The sequence below is a fragment of the Caulobacter sp. RHG1 genome, assembly GCF_013181195.1.
In the GTDB taxonomy this organism is placed as follows: domain Bacteria; phylum Pseudomonadota; class Alphaproteobacteria; order Caulobacterales; family Caulobacteraceae; genus Caulobacter.
On the sequence record NZ_SMZP01000003.1, the window covers coordinates 15147 to 40924 of the forward strand.

18 protein-coding genes are annotated in these 25778 nt (G+C 69.1%); 4 read left to right on the plus strand and 14 right to left on the minus strand.

Annotated features, from left to right (window positions below; all coding sequences use genetic code 11):
• Window positions 1-2: 2 nt before the first annotated feature.
• Genes glpD through E1H18_RS07805 form a run of 4 tightly spaced genes read right to left on the minus strand, consistent with a single transcriptional unit; the run spans window position 3 to window position 6295 of the window.
• The gene (gene glpD, locus E1H18_RS07790) at window positions 3-1481 is read right to left on the minus strand and encodes a glycerol-3-phosphate dehydrogenase (protein ID WP_172265811.1); all 1479 of its coding nucleotides are present in this window, start codon (window positions 1479-1481) and stop codon (window positions 3-5) included.
• Window positions 1482-1533: 52 nt separating this feature from the next.
• On the minus strand, window positions 1534-2973 hold the full coding sequence (locus tag E1H18_RS07795) for an SLC5 family protein (protein WP_172265814.1): 1440 nt from the start codon (window positions 2971-2973) through the stop codon (window positions 1534-1536).
• A gap of 23 nt (window positions 2974-2996) precedes the next feature.
• The gene (locus tag E1H18_RS07800; protein WP_172265817.1) at window positions 2997-4334 is read right to left on the minus strand and encodes a dienelactone hydrolase; all 1338 of its coding nucleotides are present in this window, start codon (window positions 4332-4334) and stop codon (window positions 2997-2999) included.
• Window positions 4331-6295: a beta-galactosidase gene (locus E1H18_RS07805; RefSeq protein WP_172265820.1), complete on the minus strand. Its 1965-nt coding sequence runs from the start codon at window positions 6293-6295 to the stop codon at window positions 4331-4333. Before E1H18_RS07805 ends, E1H18_RS07800 begins: the two co-directional genes overlap by 4 nt.
• A 124-nt stretch (window positions 6296-6419) precedes the next feature.
• On the opposite strand from E1H18_RS07805, the gene E1H18_RS07810 reads away from it, so the two are divergent.
• The gene (locus tag E1H18_RS07810; protein ID WP_172265823.1) at window positions 6420-8552 is read left to right on the plus strand and encodes an alpha-galactosidase; all 2133 of its coding nucleotides are present in this window, start codon (window positions 6420-6422) and stop codon (window positions 8550-8552) included.
• Between the two features lie 276 nt (window positions 8553-8828).
• Here the strand turns inward: E1H18_RS07810 and E1H18_RS07815 are convergent, their stop codons facing one another.
• The 3 genes from E1H18_RS07815 to E1H18_RS07825 form a co-directional block, all read right to left on the minus strand.
• Window positions 8829-11588, minus strand: coding sequence for a TonB-dependent receptor (locus E1H18_RS07815; protein ID WP_172265826.1), 2760 nt, complete (start codon window positions 11586-11588; stop codon window positions 8829-8831).
• A 172-nt stretch (window positions 11589-11760) separates the two neighbouring features.
• Window positions 11761-14295 carry an FtsX-like permease family protein gene (locus E1H18_RS07820; protein ID WP_172265829.1) on the minus strand — a complete coding sequence of 845 codons (2535 nt, stop codon included), beginning with the start codon at window positions 14293-14295 and terminating at the stop codon, window positions 11761-11763.
• The gene (locus E1H18_RS07825) at window positions 14292-14960 is read right to left on the minus strand and encodes an ABC transporter ATP-binding protein (RefSeq protein WP_172265832.1); all 669 of its coding nucleotides are present in this window, start codon (window positions 14958-14960) and stop codon (window positions 14292-14294) included. Before E1H18_RS07825 ends, E1H18_RS07820 begins: the two co-directional genes overlap by 4 nt.
• A gap of 57 nt (window positions 14961-15017) precedes the next feature.
• Between E1H18_RS07825 and E1H18_RS07830 the strand changes: the two genes are divergently transcribed.
• Window positions 15018-15653 (plus strand): arylesterase, encoded by a 636-nt coding sequence (locus tag E1H18_RS07830; RefSeq protein ID WP_172265835.1) that lies wholly within the window; start codon window positions 15018-15020, stop codon window positions 15651-15653.
• Here the strand turns inward: E1H18_RS07830 and E1H18_RS07835 are convergent.
• From E1H18_RS07835 to E1H18_RS07855, 5 genes are all read right to left on the minus strand, one after another.
• A complete protein-coding gene (locus tag E1H18_RS07835; protein ID WP_172265837.1) occupies window positions 15643-17559 on the minus strand; it encodes an ATP-binding protein in 1917 nt (638 codons plus the stop codon). The two genes, E1H18_RS07830 and E1H18_RS07835, sit on opposite strands and share 11 nt — an antisense overlap.
• Window positions 17546-18226: a response regulator transcription factor gene (locus E1H18_RS07840; RefSeq protein WP_172265840.1), complete on the minus strand. Its 681-nt coding sequence runs from the start codon at window positions 18224-18226 to the stop codon at window positions 17546-17548. The genes E1H18_RS07835 and E1H18_RS07840 overlap by 14 nt, the downstream gene beginning before the upstream one ends.
• A gap of 236 nt (window positions 18227-18462) precedes the next feature.
• Window positions 18463-19839, minus strand: coding sequence for a pectinesterase family protein (locus E1H18_RS07845; protein ID WP_172265843.1), 1377 nt, complete (start codon window positions 19837-19839; stop codon window positions 18463-18465).
• Window positions 19836-21326 carry a pectate lyase gene (locus E1H18_RS07850; RefSeq protein WP_241735955.1) on the minus strand — a complete coding sequence of 497 codons (1491 nt, stop codon included), beginning with the start codon at window positions 21324-21326 and terminating at the stop codon, window positions 19836-19838. Before E1H18_RS07850 ends, E1H18_RS07845 begins: the two co-directional genes overlap by 4 nt.
• Before the next feature lie 168 nt (window positions 21327-21494).
• A complete protein-coding gene (locus tag E1H18_RS07855) occupies window positions 21495-22397 on the minus strand; it encodes a LysR family transcriptional regulator (protein WP_172265849.1) in 903 nt (300 codons plus the stop codon).
• 97 nt (window positions 22398-22494) lie between these two features.
• On the opposite strand from E1H18_RS07855, the gene E1H18_RS07860 reads away from it, so the two are divergent.
• Together E1H18_RS07860 and E1H18_RS07865 are read left to right on the plus strand one after the other, a co-directional pair.
• Complete coding sequence (locus E1H18_RS07860) at window positions 22495-22890, plus strand: RidA family protein (protein WP_172265852.1); 396 nt, start codon at window positions 22495-22497, stop codon at window positions 22888-22890.
• 73 nt (window positions 22891-22963) lie between these two features.
• On the plus strand, window positions 22964-23839 hold the full coding sequence (locus E1H18_RS07865) for a 2-dehydropantoate 2-reductase (protein ID WP_172265855.1): 876 nt from the start codon (window positions 22964-22966) through the stop codon (window positions 23837-23839).
• Between the two features lie 6 nt (window positions 23840-23845).
• Here the strand turns inward: E1H18_RS07865 and E1H18_RS07870 are convergent, their stop codons facing one another.
• Together E1H18_RS07870 and E1H18_RS07875 are read right to left on the minus strand one after the other, a co-directional pair.
• Window positions 23846-24271 (minus strand): DUF6491 family protein, encoded by a 426-nt coding sequence (locus E1H18_RS07870; RefSeq protein WP_172265858.1) that lies wholly within the window; start codon window positions 24269-24271, stop codon window positions 23846-23848.
• Between the two features lie 212 nt (window positions 24272-24483).
• The gene (locus E1H18_RS07875) at window positions 24484-25743 is read right to left on the minus strand and encodes a dicarboxylate/amino acid:cation symporter (protein WP_172265860.1); all 1260 of its coding nucleotides are present in this window, start codon (window positions 25741-25743) and stop codon (window positions 24484-24486) included.
• Window positions 25744-25778: the final 35 nt, after the last annotated feature.

A 25778-nucleotide genomic window follows, 5' to 3' on the forward strand; every position in this document is an offset into this window, starting at 1 on the left:
GCTCAAGCGGCCCGCATGAACTGGTCGAGGGCGGCGACCTGGGCGTCGTCCAGTCGCAAGCCCAGCTTGCTGCGCCGCCACAGCACGTCGTCGGCGGTCCGCGCCCATTCGACGGCCATCAGGTAGCGCACTTCGGCTTCGTAGAGGCCTGCGCCGAAGTGCTGGCCCCAATCCCCGTCCAGCACCCGGTCGATGCGGCTGCCATAGGCCTTGGCCAGGCGCCGCAAGGTCGCCGGGTCCAGAGCCGGATAGCGCGCGGACAGACCCGCGATGAAGGCGTCCAGGCCGCTCGGCAGGTCACCGCCCGGCAGGGTCGAGGCGTGGGTCCAGGCCGGGCTCAGAGAAACGCCCATATGCGGGCCGATCTCGTCCAGCGCCGCGGCGGCCAGCTTGCGATAGGTGGTGATCTTGCCGCCGAATACGCTGAGGCCCGGCGCGGCGCCGTGAGGCGCATCCAGGCTCAGCACGTAGTCGCGGGTCGCCTCCTGGGCGTCGGAGGCGCCGTCGTCCAGCAGCGGCCGCACGCCGGCATAGCGCCAGACGACCTCGGCCGGCGTCACCGGCTTGGCCAGGTATTCGCTGACGGCCTCGCAGAGGTAAGCGACCTCCTCGTCAGTGGCCGTGACCTGGCCGGGATCGCCATGGTGGTCGGCGTCGGTGGTGCCGATCAGGGTGAAATCGTCCTGATACGGAATGGCGAAGATGATCCGCCCATCGCCGTTCTGGAAGATGTAGGCGCGATCGTGGTCGAACAGCTTGCGCACGACGATGTGGCTGCCCCGCACCAGGCGGATGCCGGCGGGGGCCTTCAGGCCGGTGAGGCCGGTCAGCTTGTCGACCCAGGGGCCGGCGGCGTTGATCAGAGACCGGGCGCGGGTGACGACGGTTTCGCCCGTCTCGGCGGTCGCGGTGATCCGCCAGTGGTCAGCCAGGCGCTCGACGGCGGTGACCTTGGTGCGGACGTGGATGGCCGCCCCGCGCTCGGCCGCGTCCAGGGCGTTCAGCGCCACCAGGCGAGCGTCGTCCACGCGGCAGTCGGAATATTCGAAGGCCTTGGTGAAGCGCGGATCCAGCGGCGCACCGGCCGGATCGCGGCGCAGGTCCAGGCTCTTGGTCAGCGGCAGCTGATGGCGGCCGCCCAGGTGGTCGTAGAGGAAGAGGCCGATCCGCAGCATCCAGCGCGGCCGCAGGCCCTGGTGATGCGGCAGCACGAAGCGCAGCGGCTGCACCAGGTGAGGGGCCAAGGCCCACAGCACCTCGCGCTCCATCAGCGCCTCGCGGACCAGCCGGAACTCGTAGTGCTCCAGATAGCGCAGGCCGCCATGGATCAGCTTGGTCGAGGCCGACGACGTCGCGCCGGCCAGGTCACCCTGTTCGAACAGCACCACCGACGCGCCCCGTCCCACGGCGTCACGCGCGATGCCGCAACCGTTGACGCCGCCGCCGACGACGGCGAGGTCATGGAGGATGTCGGTGGTCATTCTACTCGTACTCTAGCTTCGGCCCCTTGGAACGCGCTTGCGTCCCAAAGGCTCAGACGGCGGCGACCTTGCGGGGCAGGATGAACTCGGCCTGCTTGCCGAAGACCCAGCGGTTCAGCAGCAGCGCGAACGCCACCGTCGTCCAGAGGGTGATGAACATCATGTGGATATAGTGCAGCGGCGCCCAGACGAAGCTGAAGACCGCATACAGCGCCACCCCGAACACCAGGCCGGCGATGGCCGCCCGAGCGTCGACATTGCGGAACAGCAGGCCGACGATGAACACCGAAAGCACCGGCATGCTGGTCAGGCCGTTCAGCTTCTGCACCAGGTTGATGATGCTCTCGGCCCCGTCATAGACCGGCACCAGCAACAGCGAGAGGACCACGAAAGCGATGCTGACCAGCATGCTCAGGCGCGGCACGTTCGGCTTGGGGTTCACGTACTTCTCGTGCAGGTCACAGACATAGAGAGCGGCCGACGAGTTCAGCACGCTGGCGAAGTGGGCCAGCACGGCCGAGGCGATGGCGGCGGCGAAGATGCCCGACATCCAGTTGGGCAGCACGTGCCAGACGATCTTGCCATAGGCTTGGTCGCCCAGGTGTCCGAACAGCTTGTAGGAGACGATGCCGGGGATCACGACCATCGGCGGCACGATCAGCAGGCGCACGACGGTGGCGGCGAAGACGCCCTTCTGGGCTTCCTTCAGATTGGGCGCAGCCATGGCCCGCTGGGTGATGGTCTGGTTGGTCGACCAGTAGAACATCTGGATGAAGATCATACCGGTCAGCAGCACGTGCCAGGGCAGCGGCGAGTCGTTGCCGCCGATCATGGTCAGGCGCTCGGGCGGAATGCCGCTGAAGTCGAAGCCGATCGCCTGCAGCGACAGGAACACCACCAGCATGCACATGCCCAGCAGCAGGATGCCGCTGTAGGTGTCGGTGACGGCGACGGCGCGCAGGCCCCCGAAGATCGCGTAGAGCGAGCCGGCGACGGCGAAGGCCAGGGCCAGCACCATGATCGGGATGTCCAGGCCAAACATCGACTTCATCATCAGCGCGCCGGTGTACAGCATGATCGGCTGGTAGATGACGACGTTGCCGATCAGGAAGATGGTGCCGATCGTCGAGCGCACCCCGACGTGCCCGTACTTCTTCTCCAGAAGCTCGGTCACCGTGGTGCAGTTGTGCTTGTAGTAGATCGGCAGGAACACCCAGGCCAGGATCGACAGGCCCACCACGCCCGACAGCTCCCACCAGGCCAGCAAGGCCATCTGGTTGCCGTTCATGCCGACCAGCTGGTCGGTGCTGAGATTGGTGATGGTGATCGAGCCGGCCACGAACATCCAGGACAGGCCGCCGCCCGCCAGGAAGAACTCCTTGTTGCCGCCCTCGGCCCCGCGGCCTTGCCCCCGGCACTTGAGGTAGGTGATCAGGCCGATCAGGGCGGTGAGGCCCAGCGCGATCCAGGCTTGCGTGGTCTGCAGATGCATGGCGTGGGCGTTTCCGGTGGTTCTTATTGGTTTTGGGTAGAAGCGGTGTCGTGGCGCAGTTGCAGGCCCAGGGCCCAGCGGCGCTGGAAGCCCGGCCAGTAGCCGGCGGTCGTCTTGTCGTCGGGACCCGCGAACTGACCGCCGACCGACGCGCCCTGGGCCAGCGGCCAGGCGCCGTCCGAGGCCTTCTGCGTGGGCGCGGCCAGATAGGCGCCGTGCGCCGCGTCGCCCTTCAGCTTGGCGTCGAGGAAGGCCGTCAGGAAGTGGCTGTTGATCGCCAGGATGCGGTCGCGCCGCCAGACCGGCTCTTCGTGGCGCTCGATGGCCTGGAAGTCATTGGCCTGCTCGGGCGTCACGCCGTTCAGCGCGATGTTGTGGCGGGCGTTCTCGTAGGTCAGCAGGTAGCGGTCGGCGCGGGTCAGGCCGGCATAGAGCCAGGAGACGCCCTGGTCGTAGCCGCTGACATCGTCCTGATCGCCGACGATCAGCAGGGACGGCGTGGTCACCGCCGCCAGGCCTTGCGCGCTCCAGGCCCGCAACGGCGGCGAGCCGCCCCACGGGGCGAAGGCGACCAGCGCCTTGACGCCCTTGGGCGCGCCGGCCGCGAAACTCGGATCCAGCGTGGTGAAGGGCTTGAGCAAGGCGTGCGGGACCAGGCCATACAGCGGGCCTTGCGGGTCCAGCCCCGCGCCCATCGTCGTCAGCGCGCCGAAGCCGCCCATCGAATAGCCGACCAGAGCCGCGTTGGCGGGATCGTAGACGTCCTTCAGCGGACCTTCGCCGGCCTGCTTTTGCAGCGCGTCGAGGACGAAGCGCTGGTCGGCGACGCGCGTGATCAGCACCGTGGCGAACGACAGCTGCGGGACCGGCAAGGCCGAGGGCTCCAGGTCGCGGTGCTCGATCGAGGCCACGACATAGCCCTTCGAGGCGAGGTTCTCCGCCAGGTCGCTGAAGCTGGTCGCCCAGTTGCGATAGCCATGAGACAGCACCACCAGCGGGAAATGCTGGCCGCGCACCGGCTTGGCGTCGGCATAGGCGGCGCCGGTCTTGTAGGGGACGTCGGGCGCGGCCGGCGTCGGGCCGGGGCGCCTGTATTCAGCCTTGGCCGCGTCGGCGGCGGGCTTGGCCGCCGGGTACCAGACCGTCACCGGCAGCACGCGATCGCGGCGAGCGATGGTTCCAGCCATAAGGTCGCTGGCCATCAGGTCGGGTTGACCCGGGTTCGTCAGGGTCAGGACCCGTACGCCGACGGGATAATCGCCTGCCCGCGATAGCAACGGCCCGTCGGCCAGAACCTCCCCGGCCTGGGCGGCGGACGCCAGCAGGGCGAGGCTCAGAGCCAGGGCGACGAGGCGGGTCACGCGGCGCTGGTCCAGACGGCCAGGTCACGCGGGGCGATGGTCTCGCCGCCGATCACGAACTTGGCGCCCTGCGGGGCCGGCGCGGCGACCGGCTCGGCCCCGTAGTTGAAAGCGAAGGTCAGGCCGCCGCGACGGCGGATCCGCACATCGGCCGCCAGCCGCTGGGTGGCGACGCCGGCCTCGGCGCACAGGCCTTCCAGAAAGTCGGTCAGGAAGCGGCGGTCGCTAAGGCTGGCGACATAGAGCGCCTTGCCGGCGCGCACGACGGCGGGATCACCCTCGTCGAAGCGGGCGATGACCTGGGCGTCGCCGGCGACTTCGATCTCCTCGCGCCAGGTCTTGCCGGGATAGACCTGACCGTTCCAGGCGAAGGCGGCCGGGCAGTCGGGACGCAGGGTCTCGACCGACAGCACGCGGATCGGCAGCAGTTCGCGCAGAGGTCCAGGCGGGAGGCCCTCGGGCAGGGTGACGTCATGGGTCTTGGCCCCCGAGCGCGGACCGAACACGACGATGGCCGACGAGGCCTTCAGGCGGGCGAGCGTCTCGGGCTGCGGGTTCATCAGGGCCGGCACGACGACCAGGGCGTAATCCGACACGTCGCCGTTCGGATCGACGAAGTCGACGTCCACGCCCAGGGCCCGCAAGGCGCGATAGTGGTCCAGCAGCACCTGGGTATAGTCGTAGCTCAGCGCCTGGCGTTCGATCTCGCCCAACCACTGGGCCTGGACGTCGACCATCAGGGCGACCTTGGCGCGGGCGGTCGGGTTCTGATCCAGATCCAGACCAGCCAGTTCGCGCACCACCGCCTCGACCTCGGGCCAGGCGGCCGCGTGCGTGCTGTCGGGACGCAGCAGGCCCGCGTGCATCTGCTCCTGGGCGAACGGGGCCTGGCGCCAGCGGAAGTAGCTGACGACGCCGGCGCCGTGGGCGAAGGCCTCCAGGGTCCACAGCCGCACCATGCCGGGCAGCGGGCGCGGATTGTGGTTGGCCCAGTTCACCGGACCCGGCTGCTGCTCCATGATCCAGAACGCGCCCGGAGCCAGGCCGCGGGTCTGGTCGAAGAAGAAGGTCCCGAAGTCCGGATGGCCGGTGCGCATGTAGGGCGCGAACACCTCGGCCGGCTCGTGCGCCATCAAGAGGTCGGTGCGGCCCAGCGGGTAGTTGTCGTAGGCGGCGAAATCGAGATCGGCAGCCACGGCGTAGTTGTCGACGCCCGTCTCGTTCATCGGGATGAAGTTGTGAGTCACGAAGCGGCCCGGCGAATGGGCGCGCAGGATCTTCACCTGGGCGTCGTGGAAGGCTGCCACCTGGTCCGACGAGAACCGGCGATAGGCCATGCGATGGGCCGGGCTGGTCTCGGTGACCGCGCCGACTGGCAGCTCGATCTCGTCGAAGCTGCGATACTCCATCGACCAGAAGACATTGCCCCAGGCCGTGTTCAGCGCCTGGATGTTCTCGTACTGCTTGGCGCACCAGGCCTGGAACGCCGTGCGGGCGGCCGGCGAGGCGCTGAGCGTTGTCTCGTGGCAGCTGAGCTCGTTGTCGGTCTGCCAGCCGACGACGCCGGGGTGCTGGCCATAGCGCTCGGCAAGGGCCAGGACGATGCGCTCGCTCTCGCGCAGATAGGTCTCGCTGGAGAAGTCGTAGTGGCGGCGCGAGCCGAAGCCGCGCGTACGGCCGGTGTCGGGATCAACCGGCAGGATCTCGGGATGAAGGTCGATCAGCCACTTGGGCGGCGTCGCCGTCGGCGTGCCGATGACCACCTTCAGGCCAGCCTCGGTCAGGATGTCGATGATCTGGTCGAACCAGGCGAAGTCGTAGGTCCCGGGCTGCGGCTCGAAGCGCGACCAAGCGAATTCGCCGATCCGGACATAGGTCAGGCCCAGGGCCTTCATCCGGCGCGCATCCTCGCGCCAGAGGCTGGTCGGCCATTGTTCCGGGTAGTAGCAAACGCCCAGCATGTCTCACTCCCGGCGCCTTTAAATGAGCGCCTTTTCTTCAGTCTTATTTATCCTATAAAAAGCGAGCGTCAACCTTCGCCACGTCGCTGACGCCCCCTCCCCATCTCTGCCTCGCAGGTCCGCCATGTCCAGTTCTCCGTCCTTCGTCCGGCTCGATGGCAAGGCCTCGACCCTGATCGTCGACTGCCGCGATGGCGCGCCAGCCATCCTGCACTGGGGGCCGAAACTGGCGGCTGATCTGGACCCGCTGTCGCTGGCGCTGATGGCCGCGCGTGAGGAAGCCCCCTGCTCGCCCGCCGTGGCCGCGCCGCTGTCGCTGACGCCGCTGGCGGGCCAGGGCTTTCCGGGCACGCCGGGGCTGCGGGCGCACCGCGACGGCCAGGGCTGGGCGACCTGGACCCGCATCGAGCGCGTGGACCCCATCGACGCCGCCACGGTCGAGATCGTGTCGCGCGACAACACGACCGGCGTCGTCCTGACCCACCGGCTGGAACTGCGTCCCGACCAGGACGTGCTGGTCGCCTCGACCCGGATCGCCAACGCCGGCGACACGGTCCTGACCGTGGACGCCTGCGCCGCCCCGACCATCCCCCTGCCCGCCAGCGCCAGCCACCTGATCAATTTCGACGGCCGCTGGGCCGGAGAGTTCCAGCTGCGCCGCACGCCGCTGGGCCAGGGCGCCACGGTGCGTGAGAACCGCCGCGGTCGCACCTCGCACGACGCCTTCCCAGGCCTGATCGTCGAATGCGCGCCCTGCGGAGAAGCCGCCGGCGAGGTCTATGGCTTCCACCTGGCCGCCAGCGGCAACCACCGCATCGTCGCCGAGACCCTGTCGGACGCCCGCGCTTTCGTGCAGATGGGCGAGCTGTTCATGCCCGGCGAACTGCGCCTGGCCCCCGGCGCCGAGTACGCCTCCCCGACGCTCTATGCAGCCTATTCGGACACCGGCCTCAGCGGCACGTCCCAGGCCTATCACGCCTGGGTGCGCGCCCGCCCGCAACACCAGCGCCTGCGGGCCAAGCCGCGTCCTGTGCACTACAACACCTGGGAAGCGGTCTATTTCGACCACGACCAGGAGCGCCTGGCGCAGCTGGTCGACGCCGCCGCCGCGATCGGGGCCGAGCGCTTCGTGCTGGACGACGGCTGGTTCAAGGGCCGCCGCAGCGACAACGCCGGCCTGGGCGACTGGACCGTCGACGAGGGCGTCTATCCGCAGGGCCTCAAGCCCCTGACCGATCGCGTGCTGGCCGCCGGCATGGAGTTTGGCCTGTGGGTCGAGCCGGAGATGGTCAATCCCGACAGCGACCTCTTCCGCGCCCATCCCGAGTGGGTGCTGGGCTGCCCGCCCGCGCCGCAACTGTCGTTCCGCAACCAGCTGGTGCTGGACTTCGGCCGGTCCGAGGTGCGCGAGCATCTCTATGGCCGCCTGGACGCGCTGCTGACCGAGCACCCGATCGCCTACCTCAAGTGGGACATGAACCGCGACATCAGCCACCAGGGCGGCGCGGACGGGGCCGGCGGCGTCCACGCCCACATCGCGGGCCTGTATGAGGTGCTGGATCGCCTGCGCGCCGCCCATCCCGCCGTCGAGATCGAGAGCTGCGCCTCGGGCGGCGGGCGCGCCGACTTCGCCATCCTGGAGCGCACCGACCGAGTCTGGACCTCGGACAGCAACGACGCGCTGGACCGCCTGTCGATCCAGAAGGGCCTGTCGATGTTCCTGCCCGCCGAGCTGATGGGCGCTCACGTCGGTCCGACCGACTGCCACATCACCGGGCGGCGGGTGTCGATGGCCACCCGCGTGCAGACGGCCCTGTTCGGCCACTTCGGCATCGAAGCCAACCTGCTGATCCTGACGCCGGAAGAGCGCGCCGAGCTGGCCAAGGGCGTGGCGCTGCACAAGCTGTTCCGCGAGCTGATCCACACCGGCGCGCTGCACCGCCTGGATCGTCCGGAGAACGAGAACGCCTTCGGCATCGTCGCTCAGGACGGCTCGGAAGCCCTGTTCGCCTACACGCTGATCCGCGAGCAGGACGCCTATTTCGCCGGCCGACTGAAGCTGACGGGCCTGGACCCGTCCGCAACTTACGTCGTGACCCTGGTCTGGCCGAAGGCCCCGCCGCTGCGTTCGCCCCTGATCGAGGCCCTGGTCGACGGCGTCGTGCTGGATGGCCGCGCGCTGATGGCCGTGGGCCTGCAACTGCCGCGCCTGCACCCGCAGTCGGGCTTCATCCTGCACCTGTCGCGTCAGGGCTGAGGTCCTTAACCCGAGTTTCCCCGCGAAGGCGGGGATCCAAGCCGCGTTTCAAGGTGATCCACCGCCTCGCCACACCCCGATCTTCAGCTTGGACCCCCGCCTTCGCGGGGGACTCGGGGAGGGGGGCGGGGTGAGATGTTCGCCCCACGGCAGAAGACAAAAAGAAGGGCGGTTCCGGGGAGGAGCCGCCCTTTTCGCAGGTAGTTGGGGAAGAAACGCGCGCCCGAAAGCGCGCTCTCGAGGTCGGCCGGGAGCGCGGGGCCCCCGGCCGGTCGATCAGAACTGAGCGCGCAGGCCGACCGCGTAGCGCGGGCCGGTGTCCACCAGGCTCAGGAATTGGTTCTCGTAGTTGCCGACGGTCCGGGTCTCGGCGCCGTTGAGGTTGGTGCCCTCCACGAAGACCGAGAAGTTGTCCGAGAAGGCGTAGCGGGCCTGGGCGTCGATCTGGCCTTGGGTCTTGGTGAAGATCGGCTCGCCGCCCGTGCCGTTGGCCGCGGTGCTGATGAAGCCGTCGCGGCGGTTATAGGCCACGCGCACCTCGATCGGACCCTTGGCGTAGAAGCCGACCAGGTTCTGGCTGTCGCCCAGGCCTTCCAGCGCGAAGGTCGAGGCGGCGGCGGTCAGGTTGGCCTTGCTGTCGACGATCGTGGCGTTGGCCGTGATCCCCAGGCCGTCGAACGGCGCGGGCAGGTAGCTGAAGGTGTGCTGGAAGCCCACTTCCAGGCCGTAGACGTCGGCGCTCTGGGCGTTGCGCGGACGCAGCACGTTGAACGTCGCCGAGCCGCCCGGGAAGTTGCCCGCCGAATTGGCGACGGTGAAGGTCTCCGCGCCCAGCGAGCTGACGATGAAGTCGTCGATGCGCTTGTAGAACACGCCCGCCGTCAGATAGCCGGCCTCCTGGTAGTACCACTCGGCCGAGGCGTCGAAGTTGGTCGACTTGAAGGGCTTCAGCTGCGGATTGCCGCCGCTGGCCGCCAGGTTGCCCGGACGCAGGCTGGTGAAGGTGATGCGCGGGGCCACGTCCGTCAGGTTGGCGCGCGACAGGGTCTTGGTCGCGGCCAGGCGAACCACGACGTCCGGCGTGACGTCGACCTTGACGTTCAGCGACGGCAGGAAGTCGTCATAGGACGTGCTCTGCGACACCGGCGCCGAGGTGGCGGCGAACACGGCCGTGTAGGCGGTGCTGTCGCCGAGGATCGGCAGCAGGTCCAGCAGGGTCTGCTGGGTGCCGTTCGAGGTCAGCTGGGTGTGGACGTAGCGCAGGCCGGCCGTGGCGCTCCAGGGCAGGCCGCCGATGGTGGCTTCGAAGTCGGCCTGGACATAGCCGCCGGCGATCTTCTCGCGGACGTCGTAGGCCGAGGGCTGGCGAGTGGCGGCATAGCCGTTCTTCGACGCGACGAAGGCGGCCGTGGCGCCGGCCGGGCGACCGGCGGCGACGTCCTGGGCGTTGCCGGCCGCGGCCGACTCCAGGAATTTGAAGTAGTCCTCGGCGTTGAACGACAGCCACTGGCGCGGGAACGTGCCGCTCTCGCCGCTCAGGAACGAGCCCGGATCGAACGGCTTCAACAGGCCGGCCGGCACCGGGATGCCATAGCCGCAATAGGCGCAGCCGACGTCGTTGTCCGAGCGGACCAGGGCGTTCTGCTTCTTGCGATCGGTGAAGATGCCGCCGAAGCGCAGCTTCTTGAACACGTCGTAGTCGGTGCGGAATTCGGTATCCAGGCGGGTCTCGTAGACCGACTCAGCCACATTGACGCCTTCGCGCGTGGCGAAGTGGGCGCGGCCGACGGCGGGGTTGGTGATGCTGCTGCCGGTCGTCAGGCTGGGCGCGTTGGAGCCGTTGCCGGTGAAGGTGGCCGGGTTGGTGAAACCGATGACCGCGAAGATCTCGTTGCCGCCGTTGTTGGACTCGGCCTTCGAGTAGGCGGTGTCGAACTTGACGGTGATCTGCTCGGTCGGGTTCCAGTCGGCGTTGAAGCCAACGGCCCGCAGCTTGGTCGGCCGGTTGAACGTACGGCTGACATAGTCGGTGTGCGAGTTGGTGTTCTGCGAGAACTTGGTGACCGTGCGGTTGGCGTCCAGCGTGATGGCGCTGGCGTCGGCCGGCGAGAAGAAGTGACCCACGCTGTTGGCCGTCGAGGCGACGGTGAACTTGTTGTACAGCGCGTCCACCGACAGGGTCAGGGTGTCCGTGGCCCGGAACTGGGCGGTGCCGGTCACGCCGATGCGCTCGCGGTCCTGCAGGTCCGAGATCTGGTCGTAGTTCGACGGGAACAGCACGTTGGTCAGGGCGCCGGCGCCCGAACCCGCCGTGGTGCGGAAGTAGCCGTTGGTGGCGGCCGTATCGACCCGCGCCTTGCGCTTCTGGTACGAGACCGAGCCCAGCAGGCCGATGCGATCGTCGGCCAGGCGCGTCGAGAACAGGCCGAACACTTCCGGCGCGGCCTTGCCCGACAGGTCCTCGTAATTGGCCTTGGCGCTGAGGATGCCCTTGGTGCCGCGGGTGTCGAACGGGCGCGCCGTCTTGACGTTGATGGTCGAGCCGATGCCGCCCTCTTGCAGGGTGGCGTTGTTGCTCTTGTAGACATCGGCGCCCGAGATCAGCTCGGCGGCCAGAAGGTCGAAGCTGAACTGGCGGCCGGCGTTTTCGGTGGCCAGGGTGCGGCCGTTGACCAGCACGTTGTTGAACGAGGGGCCAAAGCCGCGGACCGTCACGAAGCGGCCTTCGCCGCCGCTGCGGTCGATCGAGACGCCGGTGATGCGCTGCAGCGATTCGGCGACGTTGCTGTCGGGGAACTTGCCCAGGTCTTCCGAGGCGATCGAGTCGACGATGACCGATGAGTTGCGCTTGACGTCGATGGCGCGCGTCAGGCTGGCGCGCAGGCCGGTGACGACGATTTCGTCGACCGCATCCGGCTCCACGGCTTGAGCCCAGGCCGCCGTCGGCAGGATCGCCAGGCCCAGGACGCCCAGGCTGGCGCCGATCATCAGCTTATTGAGAGCCCGGCTCCGACCGCCGTCGCTGCTGCAAGTCATAGTTCCCTCCGAATGCAAGGGGTCGCCTCGGCGCGGCCGAGCGACCTCATTTTGTCGAAACGTCGTTGCGTCTCATTAAAATGATAAATCAGAATAATACGAGATCGTCAAACGCCGTCGTGCGCCATCGCGCCGTGCGCGGCGTTTTCGGGGAACCGCCGAAGGGCTGGGATCAGTCCCCGCGCAGGACCGGCGCGGGACGTTGGGACAGCGCCAGGGCCGCAGCGATCAAGCCGCCCAGGGTCGCCAGCGAGGTCGCGCCGCCCAGCAGGACCAGCACGCCGCCCCAGTCGACGCTCCAGCTGGCCTTGAACACCTTGACCACCACCGGCCAGGCGGCCGCGAAGCCGAACAGCACCCCGGCCGCGCCGGCGATCAGCCCCACCGCGCCATATTCTATGACGTAGGCCAGCAGGATCTGGCCGCGGGTGGCGCCCAGCACCTTCAGGGTCGCAGCCTCGCGGGCCCGGGCTCGCGCCCCGGCGGCGATGGCTCCGGCCAGCACCAGAAGACCGGCCAGGGCGGCGACGGCGGCCGCGCCGCGGACAGCCAGCGCCAGGCGGTCGAACAGCGCCGCCGCCGACTCCAGCTGCTCGCGGACGCTGATCACGTTCACGCCGGGAAAGGTCTGGCCCAGCACGCGAGTCAGGGCCGCCTCGTGGCCGCGGCTCAGGCGGGCGATGGCGACGCTGCGCAGCTCCGCCCCCTCCAGCATCGACGGGTTGAAGATCAGGGCGAAGTTGGGCCCGAAGCCGCCGAAGTCGACCTTCCGCAGCGCGGCGATCTTCGCCTCGATCTCACGGCCCAGCACCAGGACGGTGATGCTGTCGCCGACCTTCAGGCCGGCGGCTTCGGCGATCTCGATGTTCATCGCCACCTGCGGCGGACCAGCATAGTCCGCGCCCCACCAGCGCCCCTCCACCACGCCGGCGTTGTTCGGCTCTGTGGCGAACAGGGATAGGCTGATGTCGTTGTCGAACGCCCAGCGCTCGGACGGCTTGATGGCCTGAACGTCGACCGGCTTGCCCTTCAGGGCGACGATCCGGCCGGTGGCGAACGGCATGCGCAGATAGGCGTCGGGCTTCAGCGGGCCGGTCACGCCGGCGACCGTGGCGTCGAAGACGGTCGCGCGATCGCCGGGGATCTCGGTGAACACCATGGCCGGCGCCGTGCGAGGGGCCACGTCGCTGACCTGGGCCAGCAGGGCCGACTGGATCAGAACCACACAGGCCAGCAGCGCCACGCCCAGGCCGATGGCCGGGGTCGCCGTCCGCGCCGCCGAGCGCGGTCCGGCCAGATTGGCCAGGCCCAGCTTGGCCGGCCCACGGGTCAAGGCGCGCCCCTTGCCAGCGCCCCAGGCCGCGAGGCGTCCCAGCGCCGACAGCAGGCCGAAGGCGACCACGACGCCGGCGATCATGATCCCGGCCGCCATCGGCGTCGGGGCGGTGACCACGGCCAGGGCCGCCAGCCCGACGCCGGCGACGACCGCCGCGATGGTCTCCAGCCCGAAGGTCAGGCGCGCGCGGGGGGCGCGACGGAACAGGGCCGACGGCGGGGTGCTGCGCGCCCGGGCCAGCGGGATCAGCGAGAAGGCCGCCGCCGCCAGGATCCCAAACAGCCCGGCCTTGGCCAGCGGCCAGGGATAGACCTTGAACAGGGCCGGGATCGGCAGGTTGGAGCCGGCCAGCTGGCCAAGAATCAGGGGTGCGGCGGCGCCGATCGCCAAGCCGATCGTCACGCCCAGCAGGGCCAGGACGCCGATCTGGATCAGATGCAGGTCGCGGATCAGGCCGCTGCGCGCGCCGAGCGCCTTCAGGACCGCGATGGCCGGCTCGCGGGTCGACAGATAGGCCGAGACCGCGCCCGCCACGCCCAGGCCGCCGGCCACCAGCGACGCCAGGCCGATGAAGCCCAGGAAGTACTCCAGCTGGTCGATCAGCCGCCGCGCGCCCGGCGCGCTGTCCAGGCGGTCGCGCACCCGCAGATGCGCATCCGGGAACGCTGCCTGCACGGCCTTGCCCGCTGCCCGCGGGTCCTGGTCGGCAGGCATGGCGACCCGCACCGCGCGGTTCGAGAGACCGCCCGGCGCCAGCAGGCCCGAGCGCTCCAGAACGGCCTCGCGCACCAGCACGCGCGGCGCGATCGAGAAGCCCCGCGACAGGCCGTCGGGCTCGCTGATCAGCCGCGCCCGCACGACCAGGGTCAGCGACCCGGCTTCGAAGCGGTCGCCGATCTTCAGGTTCAGGCGGTCCAGCAGGGCCGGCTCGACCACCGCCCCGGGCAGGCCATCCCGGTCGGCGAGCGCCACGGCCAGGCTCGGCGCGCCCTCCAGCTGCACGGTTCCCGCCAGGGGGAAGCGGCCATCGACGCCGCGCAGGCTGACCAGGCGGCGCTCGCCGCCGGGAGCCTGGGCCATGGCCCGCGCGCCGGCGGCGTAGGTGGTCACGCCCAGCTTGTCGAAGGCCGCCCGCTCCTGAGCAGTGAAGTCGCGGTTCTCGACCGAGAACGACAGGTCCCCGCCCAGGATCTCGCGCGCCTGACTGGCCAGGCCGTGGCGGAAGGCGTCAGCCGTCGAGCCGGCGGCGGCGATGGCGGCGACGCCCAGCGCCAGACAGGCCAGGAAGATGCGAAAGCCCCGGACGCCGGAGCGCAGTTCACGGGCGGCCAGGCGGAAAGCGAGCGGGGCCTTGGAAAAGAAGAGGCTCACGCGACGATGCGCCCATCGGCCATGCGCACGATGCGGTCGGCGCGCGCAGCCAGGGCCGGATCGTGGGTGACCATGACCAGGGCCGCGCCCACCTCGGCGACGAGGTTGAACATCAGATCGGCCACCGAGACGGCGGTCGCGCCATCCAGATTGCCGGTCGGCTCGTCGGCGAACAGCAGGGCCGGACGCGCGGCCAGGGCGCGGGCCAGGGCGACGCGCTGCTGCTCGCCGCCCGACAGCTGGTGCGGATAGTGGGTCAGGCGTCCGGCCAGGCCGACACGGGCCAGCCAGTCGCGGGCGGTCGGCAGGGCGTCGCGGGCGCCGGCGATCTCCAGCGGCGTGGCGACGTTCTCCTCGGCCGTCATGTTCGGCAGCAGATGGAAGGACTGGAACACCAGCGCCGCACGGCCGCGCCGCAACCTCGCCCGTCCGTCCTCGTCCAGCTTGGCCAGGTCCTGGCCGAACAGCCGCACCGTCCCGGCGGTCGGCTCCTCCAGTCCGGCCCCGACCGCGATCATCGACGACTTGCCCGAGCCCGACGGGCCGATCACGGCGACGCGCTCGCCGGAATTCACGACCAGGTCGACGCCGCGCAGGATGTTCACGGGACCCGCCGCGGACGGCAGGGTCAGGGCGACGGCGTCGAGAACCAGGGGCTCGGTCATGGGCGTTCCTGCAAGACCGGTCCTTGTTCCGCCGGCAGCTGACCTACATAGGAAGGCATGAGCCCGACCGCACAGCGTTTTCCCAGCCGCCGCCATTTTTTGCTGGGCCTTGGCCTGCTGACGCAGATCGCCGCCGCGCCCAAGGCGCCGGTCGTCACCGTGCTGGGCGATTCCATCACCGCGGGCCTGGGCCTGCCGGCCAAGGACGCCATGCCGGCCCAACTGCAAGCGGCCTTGGCGCGCCTCGGCGCCTCGGCGCTCGTCCGGGCGGCCGGCGTCTCGGGCGACACCAGCGGCGGCGGCCTGGCGCGGGTCGGCTTCAGCGTCGCCAATGACACCAAGGTCTGCGTGGTGGCTCTGGGCGGCAACGATCTGCTGCAAGGCGTCGAGCCCAGCCAGACCAGGGCCAATCTGCGCGGCATCCTGCAGAAGCTGAAAGCTCGGGGCGTCAAGGTGGTGCTGGTCGGGGTCGGCGCGCCGCCGAGCATCGGCGCGACCTACGCCCGCGAGTTCAACACCGTCTATTCCAGCCTGGCCAAGGAGTTCGGCGTGCCGCTGTACGCCAACATCCTGGCGGGAGTGCGCGGCGACCGCGCCCTGATGCAGCGCGACGGCATCCACCCGAACGCCATGGGGGCCAGACGGATCGGCGAGGCCCTCGCTCCGATCGTGGCGCGCGCCCTCAAGTCCTGATGGCGATCGCTCTCTGAGGCTTCTGCACCGGCAGGATCAGGGCCAGGATGCTGCCCTGGCCGGACGGCTCCCAGCGGATGACGCCGCCGATCGCCTCGGCGCGGCGACGCTGGTTGGCCAGGCCGCGGCCGCCCGACGAGCGCGCCGGATCGAACCCGCGGCCGTCGTCCTGCACCCGCACCACCACCTGATCGCCCTCGACCCGCACCGCGACCGCGATCTCGCGCGCGCCGGCGTGCTTGAGGATGTTGGCGAAGGCCTCCTGCAGGATGCGCAGGATGTGCAGGGCGTGGCGCTGGTCCAGCCACTCCAGCGGCGGCGCCTCGCCCACGCTCCACAGCAGCTTGACGCCGGCCGCCTCCAGACGCGGCTGCAGCCGGAAGCGCAGGGTGGCCAGCAGCAGAAGCAGGTCGGTCTCGACCGGCTCCATCGAGTCGATCGTCAGCTTCAGATCGTCGATGCAGCCGCGCAGGATGTCGACCGCGTCCAGATTGGTGGCGCGGTCGTTCTCGAAGGCCCGCAGGGCGGTGACCAGGGTCGAGCCCAGGCCGTCGTGCATGTCCTGCATCAGCCGCTGACGCTCCTGGTGCAGCAGCTCGCGGTTCTCGATCTCGCGCAGGCGGGCGTGGCTGGCGGTCAGTTCGGCCTCGCGCTGGACCAGGCGCTGGGCGAGGTCCGCCTTCGCCTCCGTCGCCGTCGCCAGCGCCTCAATGTAGCGGCTGAGCATGATGTACCAGAACAGCAGCGTGAACCCGACGCCGGTAAAGTTGGTCAGATACACGCTCTCGATATCGACCATGTTCTGCTGCAGGGCCAGATCGTAGACACCGGCCACCACGGTGACGAGGCACCAGGTCGACAGCAGCAGCGCGAAGTGCGAACCGGCCCGCAGCGACTGGCGAATGCCGTTGAATGTCGCGCCCAGACCCAGGACCAGCATGTTCACGTAGATCGGCGCCGCGATCATCGTCGGATCCAGCAGGTTCGGCAGGGTGGCGATGCTCCAGCCGCCGCCGATGACCAGGATCACGCCCGTCAGCCGCGGCTGACGCACGCGATGCAGCTCGGCCACGAACAGATGCAGCGCCAGGATCATCCAGAACGTCGAGTTGACGGTCAGCCAACCGAACCAGGCGTCGGACACGATCAGCGGCTCGGTGCCGACGAAGGTGTGCAGCATCCTCAGGAAGCAGACCACCGAGGTCAGGAAGTACAGCAGGTAGATCCGCTCGGCGCGGCGGCTGAACCAGACGAACAGGGCGAAGACGCCGGTGGCCAGGAACGCCACCGTCGAGAAGGCCGGCAACCGCACCTGGAAGATGTCGCGCACGGAATAGCGCGGGGCCAGCTGCCGATAGTCGCCGATCCACACCGAAGAGAAGGCGCCGCCGATGCCACGCACGTGCTGCAATCGGATGTCCAGTGTGGTAGGCGGATGCGAGGTCGCCGTGCGCGGCAGGGCGATCCACAGCGGCTGGTTGGAGCCGTTCCATTGCAGGTTGGCGTGCGACTGGCGGATCAGCTTTCCGTCGGCGTAGATCGCCAGCACGCCGTCCGACTTCCAGCGCGGGATGTAGAGATAGAGCTGCTGACCACGGTTTGGCAGCGGCGGGACTTGCAGCGAGTACCAGGTGATCTGGGTGTCGAGAGCCTCGGGCGCGGCATGCGCGCGGGGCGCCCATAGCGGCGTCGGAGCGTGAGGCAGATGAACGTGCGCGCCGCCCTGCGGTCGCCCGGCGCTCGTCGCCGGCGGCGGCTGGTAGCCGACCGTGGCGACCGCCGTCATTTGCGCGTCCGTGATCCGTTCGCCGCCGCGCCCCTGGATCGCAAGCATACCGCCAAAGGCGACGATCGCGATGACGGCCCAGGCCGCCCAGGCGATCCAGCGCCGTCTAGACGAGGCCATAGGCCCGGGCTTCGAACACCGCCTCGGTCTTCGAGCGGACCTCCAGCTTGGCGTAGATGCGGCGCACGAAGGTCAGCACGGTGTTGCGCGACACGCCCATGAGCTCGGCGATCTCGTCGAACGAGAAGCCGCGGGTGATCAGTTGCAGGGTTTCCTTCTCGCGATCCGAAAGGCTGGGCGCGGACTTCCCTTCGGTCTCGCCCCCTTCCGCAGGCCGCTCGTCGGGGCGAAAACGCATCAGCACCTGGCGAGCGATGCGGGGGCTGATCGGACTGCCGCCGCCGTGCAGCACGCGAATGTCCTGCGCGATGGTCGGCAGCGGACTGTCTTTCAGCAGATAGCCGCTCGCCCCGGCCTCGATGGAGGCGATGACGTGGCGCTCGTCGGCGAAGGTGGTGGCGACCATGATCGCGCAGCCGGGCCAGCGCGTCGTGGCCTCGCCGATGATTTCGATGCCGGATCCATCGGGAAGGCCCAGGTCGACGACCAGCACGTCGGCGGGCGGCGCGCTCAGCATCACGCGCGCCTCGGCCGCCGTCGCGGCGACACCGATCATCGCCAGATCGGGCGCGCCGGCCAGGGCGGTTCGGAACGCCTCCTGGAAGGCGGTGTCATCCTCGACCAGGGCGACTTTCAGTGGTGTCGACGATGCGGCGTGGCTGCTCATTCCGCTTCCTCCGTCTCGCGACGAAACCCTTGCTCCGAAAGCCATCGCAGAACTCTGCGTCCGTCGGCGTCATCACATCTTGCGACAGAGCGGACATTGCTCCGTCAGCCCGCGCGCGGCAACTAGACAGCGTCAACGGCCGCCGTGAGCAGCGGTCAGCGAAGGGCTCGCGCAGGTGGGGCGCAAAGGAGAGGGGCATCGCGCACCAGGGCGAGCCCCTCTCAGCTCGAAGCAAGCTAGCCGCGTGGCAGGTCGGCCTTGGCGAAGACGATCCTCGACACGCCCTCGCTGGCGATGACCGCGCCCGCCGAGAAGTCCAGGCGCGTGGCCTTTCTGGCGCCAGAAGGCTTCTCGAAGACCAGGGCGTTCGTGCCGCTGCCCTCGACATAGGCGCGGGTCTCTCCGCTCTCGAAAGCCAGCTTCGGCGCGCCCTTTACGGTCACCAGGCGGTCGAAGGTCAGGCGCACGGTCTGGCCCTGCTGCGACACCCCGATGACGCGCGGACCATCGGTGCGGGCCGGGTCCCAGGTCCCCTTGAAGGTCCAGGCCGCGTCGACCTTGGCGGCCGTCGGCTTGCCCGCCGCGGTCGAGAGATTGTCGGCCATCCAGGCGTAGTCGCCGCCGTCGCGGTGGCTGTTGTGGAAGTAGTTGCGGTCGCCCCACAGGGTGTCGGCGGCCACCACCTTGTTGCGCTCGACATCGGCCGGGGTCGGCGGGCCGCCGTTCAGCGGGTACGAGACGGTGTAGGGGGCCTTGTCGCGCGTGCGCGCCGAGAAGCTGCAGTCGATGAAGTAGAACTGGGCGTCGCGGTGATGACGGCCCAGGAAGTAGTTCTCCGGGCCATCAAACCGGCAGTCCTTCATGACGAACTTCTTGTCCGGATCGCCCTTGCCGTCGTGCCAGATGGCGGCCTCGGCGCGAGGGTAGACCTGGACGATCTCGCTGTCCTCCATGAAGCACCAGCCGCGCGGGCAGACGAAGTCGACCGAGCCGATCACCCGCAGGCCGCTGTGATAGTAGCGCCCGCCATCCGCCGTCAGCGGCGTCGCGCCAGGTCCCTCGGACAGGCCGTTCTCGGCCGCGGTCTTGGCGGTGCGCCACAGCGACAGGGTGTCGGCGCCGAGGCTGAGGACGTCGGCGTCCTGGACGATCGTGCGGTCGGCGCGGCCCAGCACCGCGAAGGCGTGGGGACCCGCCTTAGTGACGGTGTTGTGCACCGTCATGGTCTCCAGCACGAAGTCGTGGGCCGTCGGGGCGATGTTTAGCACGCCCTGGCCAACGTCGCCGCTGATCCCCTCGGCCGGACGGTTGGATTGCAGCCGCACGCCCAGCCGGCTCTCGCCGCGCAGGGTCACGTAGGGCGCGTCGACCCGCACCACCTCGTCATAGAAGCCGTTGCGGACGAAGATCACCTTGCGCTCGCGATTGCTGGCCGGGATCGATTTCAGCGCTGCCTGGATCGAGTCGAACTGGCCCGAGCCGTCCTTGGCCACCACGATGTCGGGGACCAGGGCGTAGCGCGGCTCGGCGGCCTTGGGCGCGGCCATGGCCATGCCGGGAAGCGCCGAGATGCCGGCCAGCGCCGCGCGGCGCGTCATCGCGAAAGTCGTCATGCCTTTTGGGTCCGTAGATAGGCGATCAGGCGCGCCATGTTGTTGATGTAGGCGCCCGTCGAGATGCCCATCGGGCCTCGGGGCAAGGTGAAGGGCGAGGTATCCCACGAGTCGCCGACCTGGCCGGGATCGACGAAGCCCGCCGGCGGCTGGGCGGGGCCCGGGCCCGCGTAGGGATGGCTGGTCGTGCGCAGCTCCACGGGCCAATAGCCCTCGGCATTGAGGCTGGCGACCAGCTCGGCCACGGCGGCGGTCTTCTTGTCGTCGTAGACGGTGACGTTGAGATCCGAGCCGCCTACGTGGCTGACCACATAGGGCGGCAGCAGCGAGGGGCCGCGGCCCAGCAGCGCGGAGTCCTTGGTCGCCTGCTCGGGGCTCATGGCCGCCACGCGCTGGTAGCGGGCGCGCAGGGCGGCGACGTTGATGGACTTGGCCGGCGTCGCGTCGTCCTTGGCATACGCCGACCAGAAGCGGCCGTTCTGACTGTTGGAGCCGCTGCGGTGGCCGGTCAGCAGCTGCCCGGTTCCCGGCTCGTAGTCGCGATAGAAGTTGCGGCCGTCCGCGCCGCGCTTCTCGGCCGGGATCTCGACACTGGCGATCCAGTCGATCGCCTCGCCCACCCGAGCCAGGTACTTATCCTCGCCGGTCAGCTGGTAGTAGTCGAGCATCTGTCCCACCGCCGCGGCCGTGCCGTGCGGGGTGATCGAGGCCGGCTCATAGGTGCGGCCAGTCGCGGGCTTGAGGTCCATCGTGTACTGCATCGCCCAGCCCGGCGTCGGCTTGGGCTGCTGCAGGTCGACCATCAGCGACATGGCCCGCATCAGGGGCTCACGCACCCGCTCGTCCTTCAGCTGCTGCAAAACGAGCAGCAGGAAGTCGATGTTCTCCTGGGCGACCTCGTCGTTCAGGGTGATGAAGCCGGTGTAGTCGGGCCGTCCCTGCTTGGAGAACTCGCCCATCCGCGGCCAACGCTGGGGCCAGCCGCCGTTCGGATACTGGCTGTTGAGCACGAAGTCGACGCAACGGTCGACAGCCGCGCGGGACTTCGGATCGCCCTTCTCCAGGTGCAGACGCAGCAGGAAGCGACCGCACTCGATCGTGGCGTGATCGTCGAAGGTGGCGTTGCCGTAATAGTGCTGGAATTCCTCCAGCCGCCAGCCATTGGCGCCGATGGTCTCGTACCAGCGCTTCAGCGACGCCTCGCCGGCGAAATCGATGATGTAGTTCCAGCCGCCGGCCGGATGCTGGCCGGCGATCAGGGCCGAGGCCACCTGCTCGGCGGCGGCGTAATACTGAGCATCCCCGGTGGCCCGATAGGCGTCGAGGAAGATCTGGCCCACCTCCGGCGTCCCCGGCGCCTGGGTCCAGATCATGGTCGGATAGGCCTCCATCTCGCCCCAGCGGCGCGAGAAGTCGGAGAGGTAGGACCAGACATAGCCGCCCTTCACCGCCACCTTGTCGGTCATGAAGCGCGTGGCCCGAGCCATCGTCGCCTTAATTTCGGTAGCGGTAACATTTTTGGACAAAGCGGGACCCGCCCAGAGCGAGAGTCCGGCGGCCGAGACGAGCAGCTTGCGTCGCGAGAACATGTTTCCTCCCCCGTATTTCAACGGATTGGCCGCCAGACCACCGCGAAACCACTGGTATGACAAGCGCTATTTTCGGCTGAGCCGGACTTCCCGCACAACGTCCAGGAACGCCCGCAGGGCCGGCGGCACAGCGCGGTGGCCGGGATAGTAGAGGGCCAACCCTTCCGCGCCTTGCGTCCAGGGCGCCAGCACCTCGCGCAGCTGACCAGCGGCCAGCGCGGCCTCGGCTGCGGGGGCGACGACATAGGCGATCCCCAGCCCCCGGACGGCGGCGTCGACCATCAGCTCCTCGTCGTCCAGCACCACCGCGCCCGTCGTCTCGACCGTGGTCGCCTGCCCCGCCCGCTCGAACTCCCAGCGATAGAGCTTGCCGCCCGGCAGGCGGTGACCGATGCAGCGATGGCGCTTGAGGTCCTCAGGCGTCTCGGGCGCGCCGGCCCGATCCAGATAGGCCGGCGAGGCCACGCACTGGAACCGCACGCCATCGACCAGCGGCGCGGCGACCATGTCCCGAGGGATCGAGCCGACCAGGCGCACGCCGGCGTCGAAGCCCCCGGCCACGATGTCGACCAGCTGCCCCTCGACGACGATGTCGACCGTGACGTCCGGATAGCGCTCGGCCATCACCGGCAGGACGTCGCGCACCAGCATCGCGGCCGGGATCCGCGGGGTGTTGATGCGGACCGATCCGGCCACCCGACCCTGGGCGGCCATAGCCCCTTCCAGCGCTTCATCCAGCAGGCTCAACGCCGGCTGCAGGCGGTCCAGCAGCTGGAAGCCGGCCTCGGTGGGCGAGACGCTGCGGGTCGTGCGATTCAGCAGCCGCACGCCCAGCCGTTCCTCCAGTCCGCGCACCGCATGGCTGACGGTCGAGGGCGCCGCGCCCAGCTCGTCGGCGGCGCGCCGGAAACTGCGATGGGTGGCGACGGCCAGGAAGGCGGACAGGTCATTGAGGGACGGGCGGGACATTGCTGGTGATTTCACACTAGTTCATGCCGATTTCAAAGCCTAGTGCGCAGATCAAGCCGCCCATAGGTCATGCCGGTCAACCCCTGAGGAGACCCCCATGACCCACCGCCAAGCCGTCTTCCCCGCCGACCGCCACGCCCTCTACGACCTGCACCGGTATTCGGCGGCGATCCGCTCGGGCGACCTGCTGTTCGTTTCCGGCCAGGTCGGCAGCCGCGCGGACGGCTCCGCTGAACCGGTGTTCGAGGACCAGGTCCGCCGCGCCTTCGCCAATCTGCGCGCCGTGCTGGCCGCCGCCGGCTGCGGCCTGGAGGATGTCGTCGACGTCACCACCTTCCATACCGATCCGCAGAACCAGCTGGAGGCCGTGATGAAGGTCCGCGCCGAAGAGATCGGCCCGGCGCCCTACCCCAACTGGACGGCCGTGGGCGTGACCTGGCTGGCGGGCTTCGACTTCGAGATCAAGGTCGTGGCCCGCATCCCGACATCCTAGGCCGGCGTCTTGAGGTCGTGACCCGGTCGCGCGGACGCATTAGGAACGGGCGCGAACAGTTGGGAGCCTAAGCATGACCACCATCGCCCTGATCGGACCCGGCGCCATCGGCGGCACGCTCGCCACGTGGCTGGCCCAGCGCGCGGACATCGACCTGACCGTCTGCGTGCGCACGCCGTTCGAGACCCTGTCGGTCGAGACGCCGGAAGCGACGATCACGGCGACGCCCCGGATCGTGACCTCGCCAGAAGGCTTGACCCCCGTCGACTGGGTGCTTGTGGCGACCAAGACCTATGACGATGCAGCGGCTGCGGCCTGGCTGAAGCCGCTGCTGGGTCCTGACACCAAGGTGGCGGTGATCCGCAACGGCGTGGAGCATCGCGAAGCCTTTGCCGGTCGCGTGGCGGATGACAATCTCGTGCCGGTGATCGTCGACTTCCCGGCCGAACGTCCGGCGCCGGGCGTGTTCCGCCAGCGCCGCTTTGGCTGGATCCGGGTTCCGCAAGGCGATGCGGGCGAAGCCTTCGCCGCGCTGTTCGCCCACACCCCGATCGATGTCGCCACGACTGACGACTTCGTCTCGGTGGCCTGGCGCAAGCTGGCGCTGAACGCCGCCGGGGCGGTCAACGCCGCGACGCTGAGGCCCTCGGGCGTCTCCCACGACGACGGCGCGGCGGCGGTGATGAAGTCGCTGATCGCCGAGTGCGTAGCGGTGGGCCGGGCCGAGGGCGCGACCCTGGCCGACGATCTGGGCGACCAGGTCGTGAACGGCTATCGCGGCGGTCCGGCCGACCTGGTCAATTCGCTGCTGGCCGATCGTCAGGCCGGCCGGCCGATGGAGCTGGACGCCCGCAACGGCGTCATCGTCCGCAAGGGCGCGGCGCACGGCGTCCCCACGCCAGCCAACGCGATGATCGTGGCCCTGATCAACGCGGCGGCTGGCGCGTAGCGGGCCTTAAGGCTGGTACTTCTTCGGGATCGCCTTGATCTGCTCGGGCGTCAGCTTGGTGATGGTCTTGGCGCGGATCGGCATGGCGAAACCCATGCCGTCCGAGACCCGCAGATCCAGGTCCAGCGGCGAGCAGACGCTGTCGGTCCCGCGCACCACCGACACCAGGTGGTTGCCCGGCCAGGTCAGCTGGTTGGAGCCGTAGGCCAGGTCGACGCGGTAGACGTCACGGCCGCGCACCTTGAGATACAGGGTGTTCTTGTCCGGCGCGGTCCAGCCACGCCAGTCGGACAGATAGAAGCATTGGCGCGGCGGCTTGGCGGGCTTGGCCGCCGCCGCGGCGTCCTGGCTGGCGAAGGCCGCCGGAGCGCCCATGCCGGTGATGGCCAGGCTGATCAGCGCCGTACGCGCGATGTGAGCGATCCTGCTCATGACATTCGTCCTAAAAAATCCCTCTGAACAAGAGATTGGGCCTCGGGTGAGCGGAGTCAAGTTTTTACTGTACATTTGAAACTGTACACGAAAAAGCCCGCCGCTCCCCGAGCGCGTAGGCGCGCTCCGATCCTAATGGAAAAGAGCCAGTCAGGGGACCTGACTGGCTCTTGGAGGCGGCGGGCTTGTCGAGATCCGGTCTGGCGAAGCGCCTAGACCGTAGCGGCTTCGGCCTCGGGGTCGGGGTCGTCCAGCTCGCCCTCCCACTTGGCGACCACGGCGGCGGCGACGCTGTTGCCGACGACGTTGGTGGCGCTGCGGCCCATGTCCAGCAGGTGGTCGACGCCGAGCACCAGCGCGATCCAGGCGTCGGGCATGCCGAAGTGGGTCAGGGTGGCCATGATGACGACGAGCGAGGCGCGCGGAATGCCGGCGATGCCCTTGGAGGTCACCATCAGCAGGGCCAGCATGAAGATCTGCTGCTGGATCGACAGGTGCACGCCGTGCGCCTGCAGGATGAACATGGTGGCGAACGTGCAGTACAGCATCGAGCCGTCGAGATTGAACGAGTAGCCCAGCGGCAACACGAACGAGACGATGCGGCGGCGCACGCCGATCTTGGGCAGGCCGTCCAGGATGCGCGGATAGGCGGCTTCCGACGAGGCGGTCGAGAAGGCCAGCAGGGCCGGGTCGCGGATCACGCCGAACAGCGCGATGGCGCGCTTGCCCAGCACCGCGAAGGCGGCGGCGAACAGAAGCGCCCAGAGGACGCCCATGGTGGCGTAGAAGCCCAGCACGAACTTGCCGTAGACCACCAGCATCGAGATGCCCTGGGTGGCGATGGCTGAAGCCAGGGCGCAGAAGATGGCCAGCGGGGCCAGCTTCATCACGAAGCCGGTGACCTTCAGCATGATCTGCGCGCCCTGCTCGGCCAGCTCCATGATCTGCGGAGCCTTGTTGTCCAGCGAGGCCACGGCCGTGCCGACGAACAGCGAGAAGACGACGATCTGCAGGATCTCGTTCTTAGCCATGGCGTCGAAGATCGAGGTCGGCACCAGGTGGACGATGAAGGTCTGCAGGGTGAAGCCTTCGGTCGAGGCGGCGGGCGGCGCAGCGCCGCCGGTGACGGCGTCATTCAGCACCAGGCCCGCGCCCGGCTGCAGCAGGTGGACCATCAGCAGGCCCAGCAGCAGCGACACGGCCGAGGCGCTGATGAACCAGCCCATGGTCTTGACGCCGATGCGGCCGACCGAGGCGGCGTCTTCCATGTGGGCGATGCCGGCCACCAGGGTGGTGAAGACCAGCGGGGCGATGATCATCTTGATCAGGCGCAGGAAGAGATCGGTGCCCAGCTTGAACCACTTGGCGGCTTCGGCGGCCTGTTCGGGGCTGAGGAACTGGTTGCAGCCCCAGCCCACGGCGACGCCCAGCACCATGGATGCGATGATCAGGAAAGCGAAACGCTTGTTCATGAAGTCCCCTCGAGCGCCGACGGCGCGGACGTCCT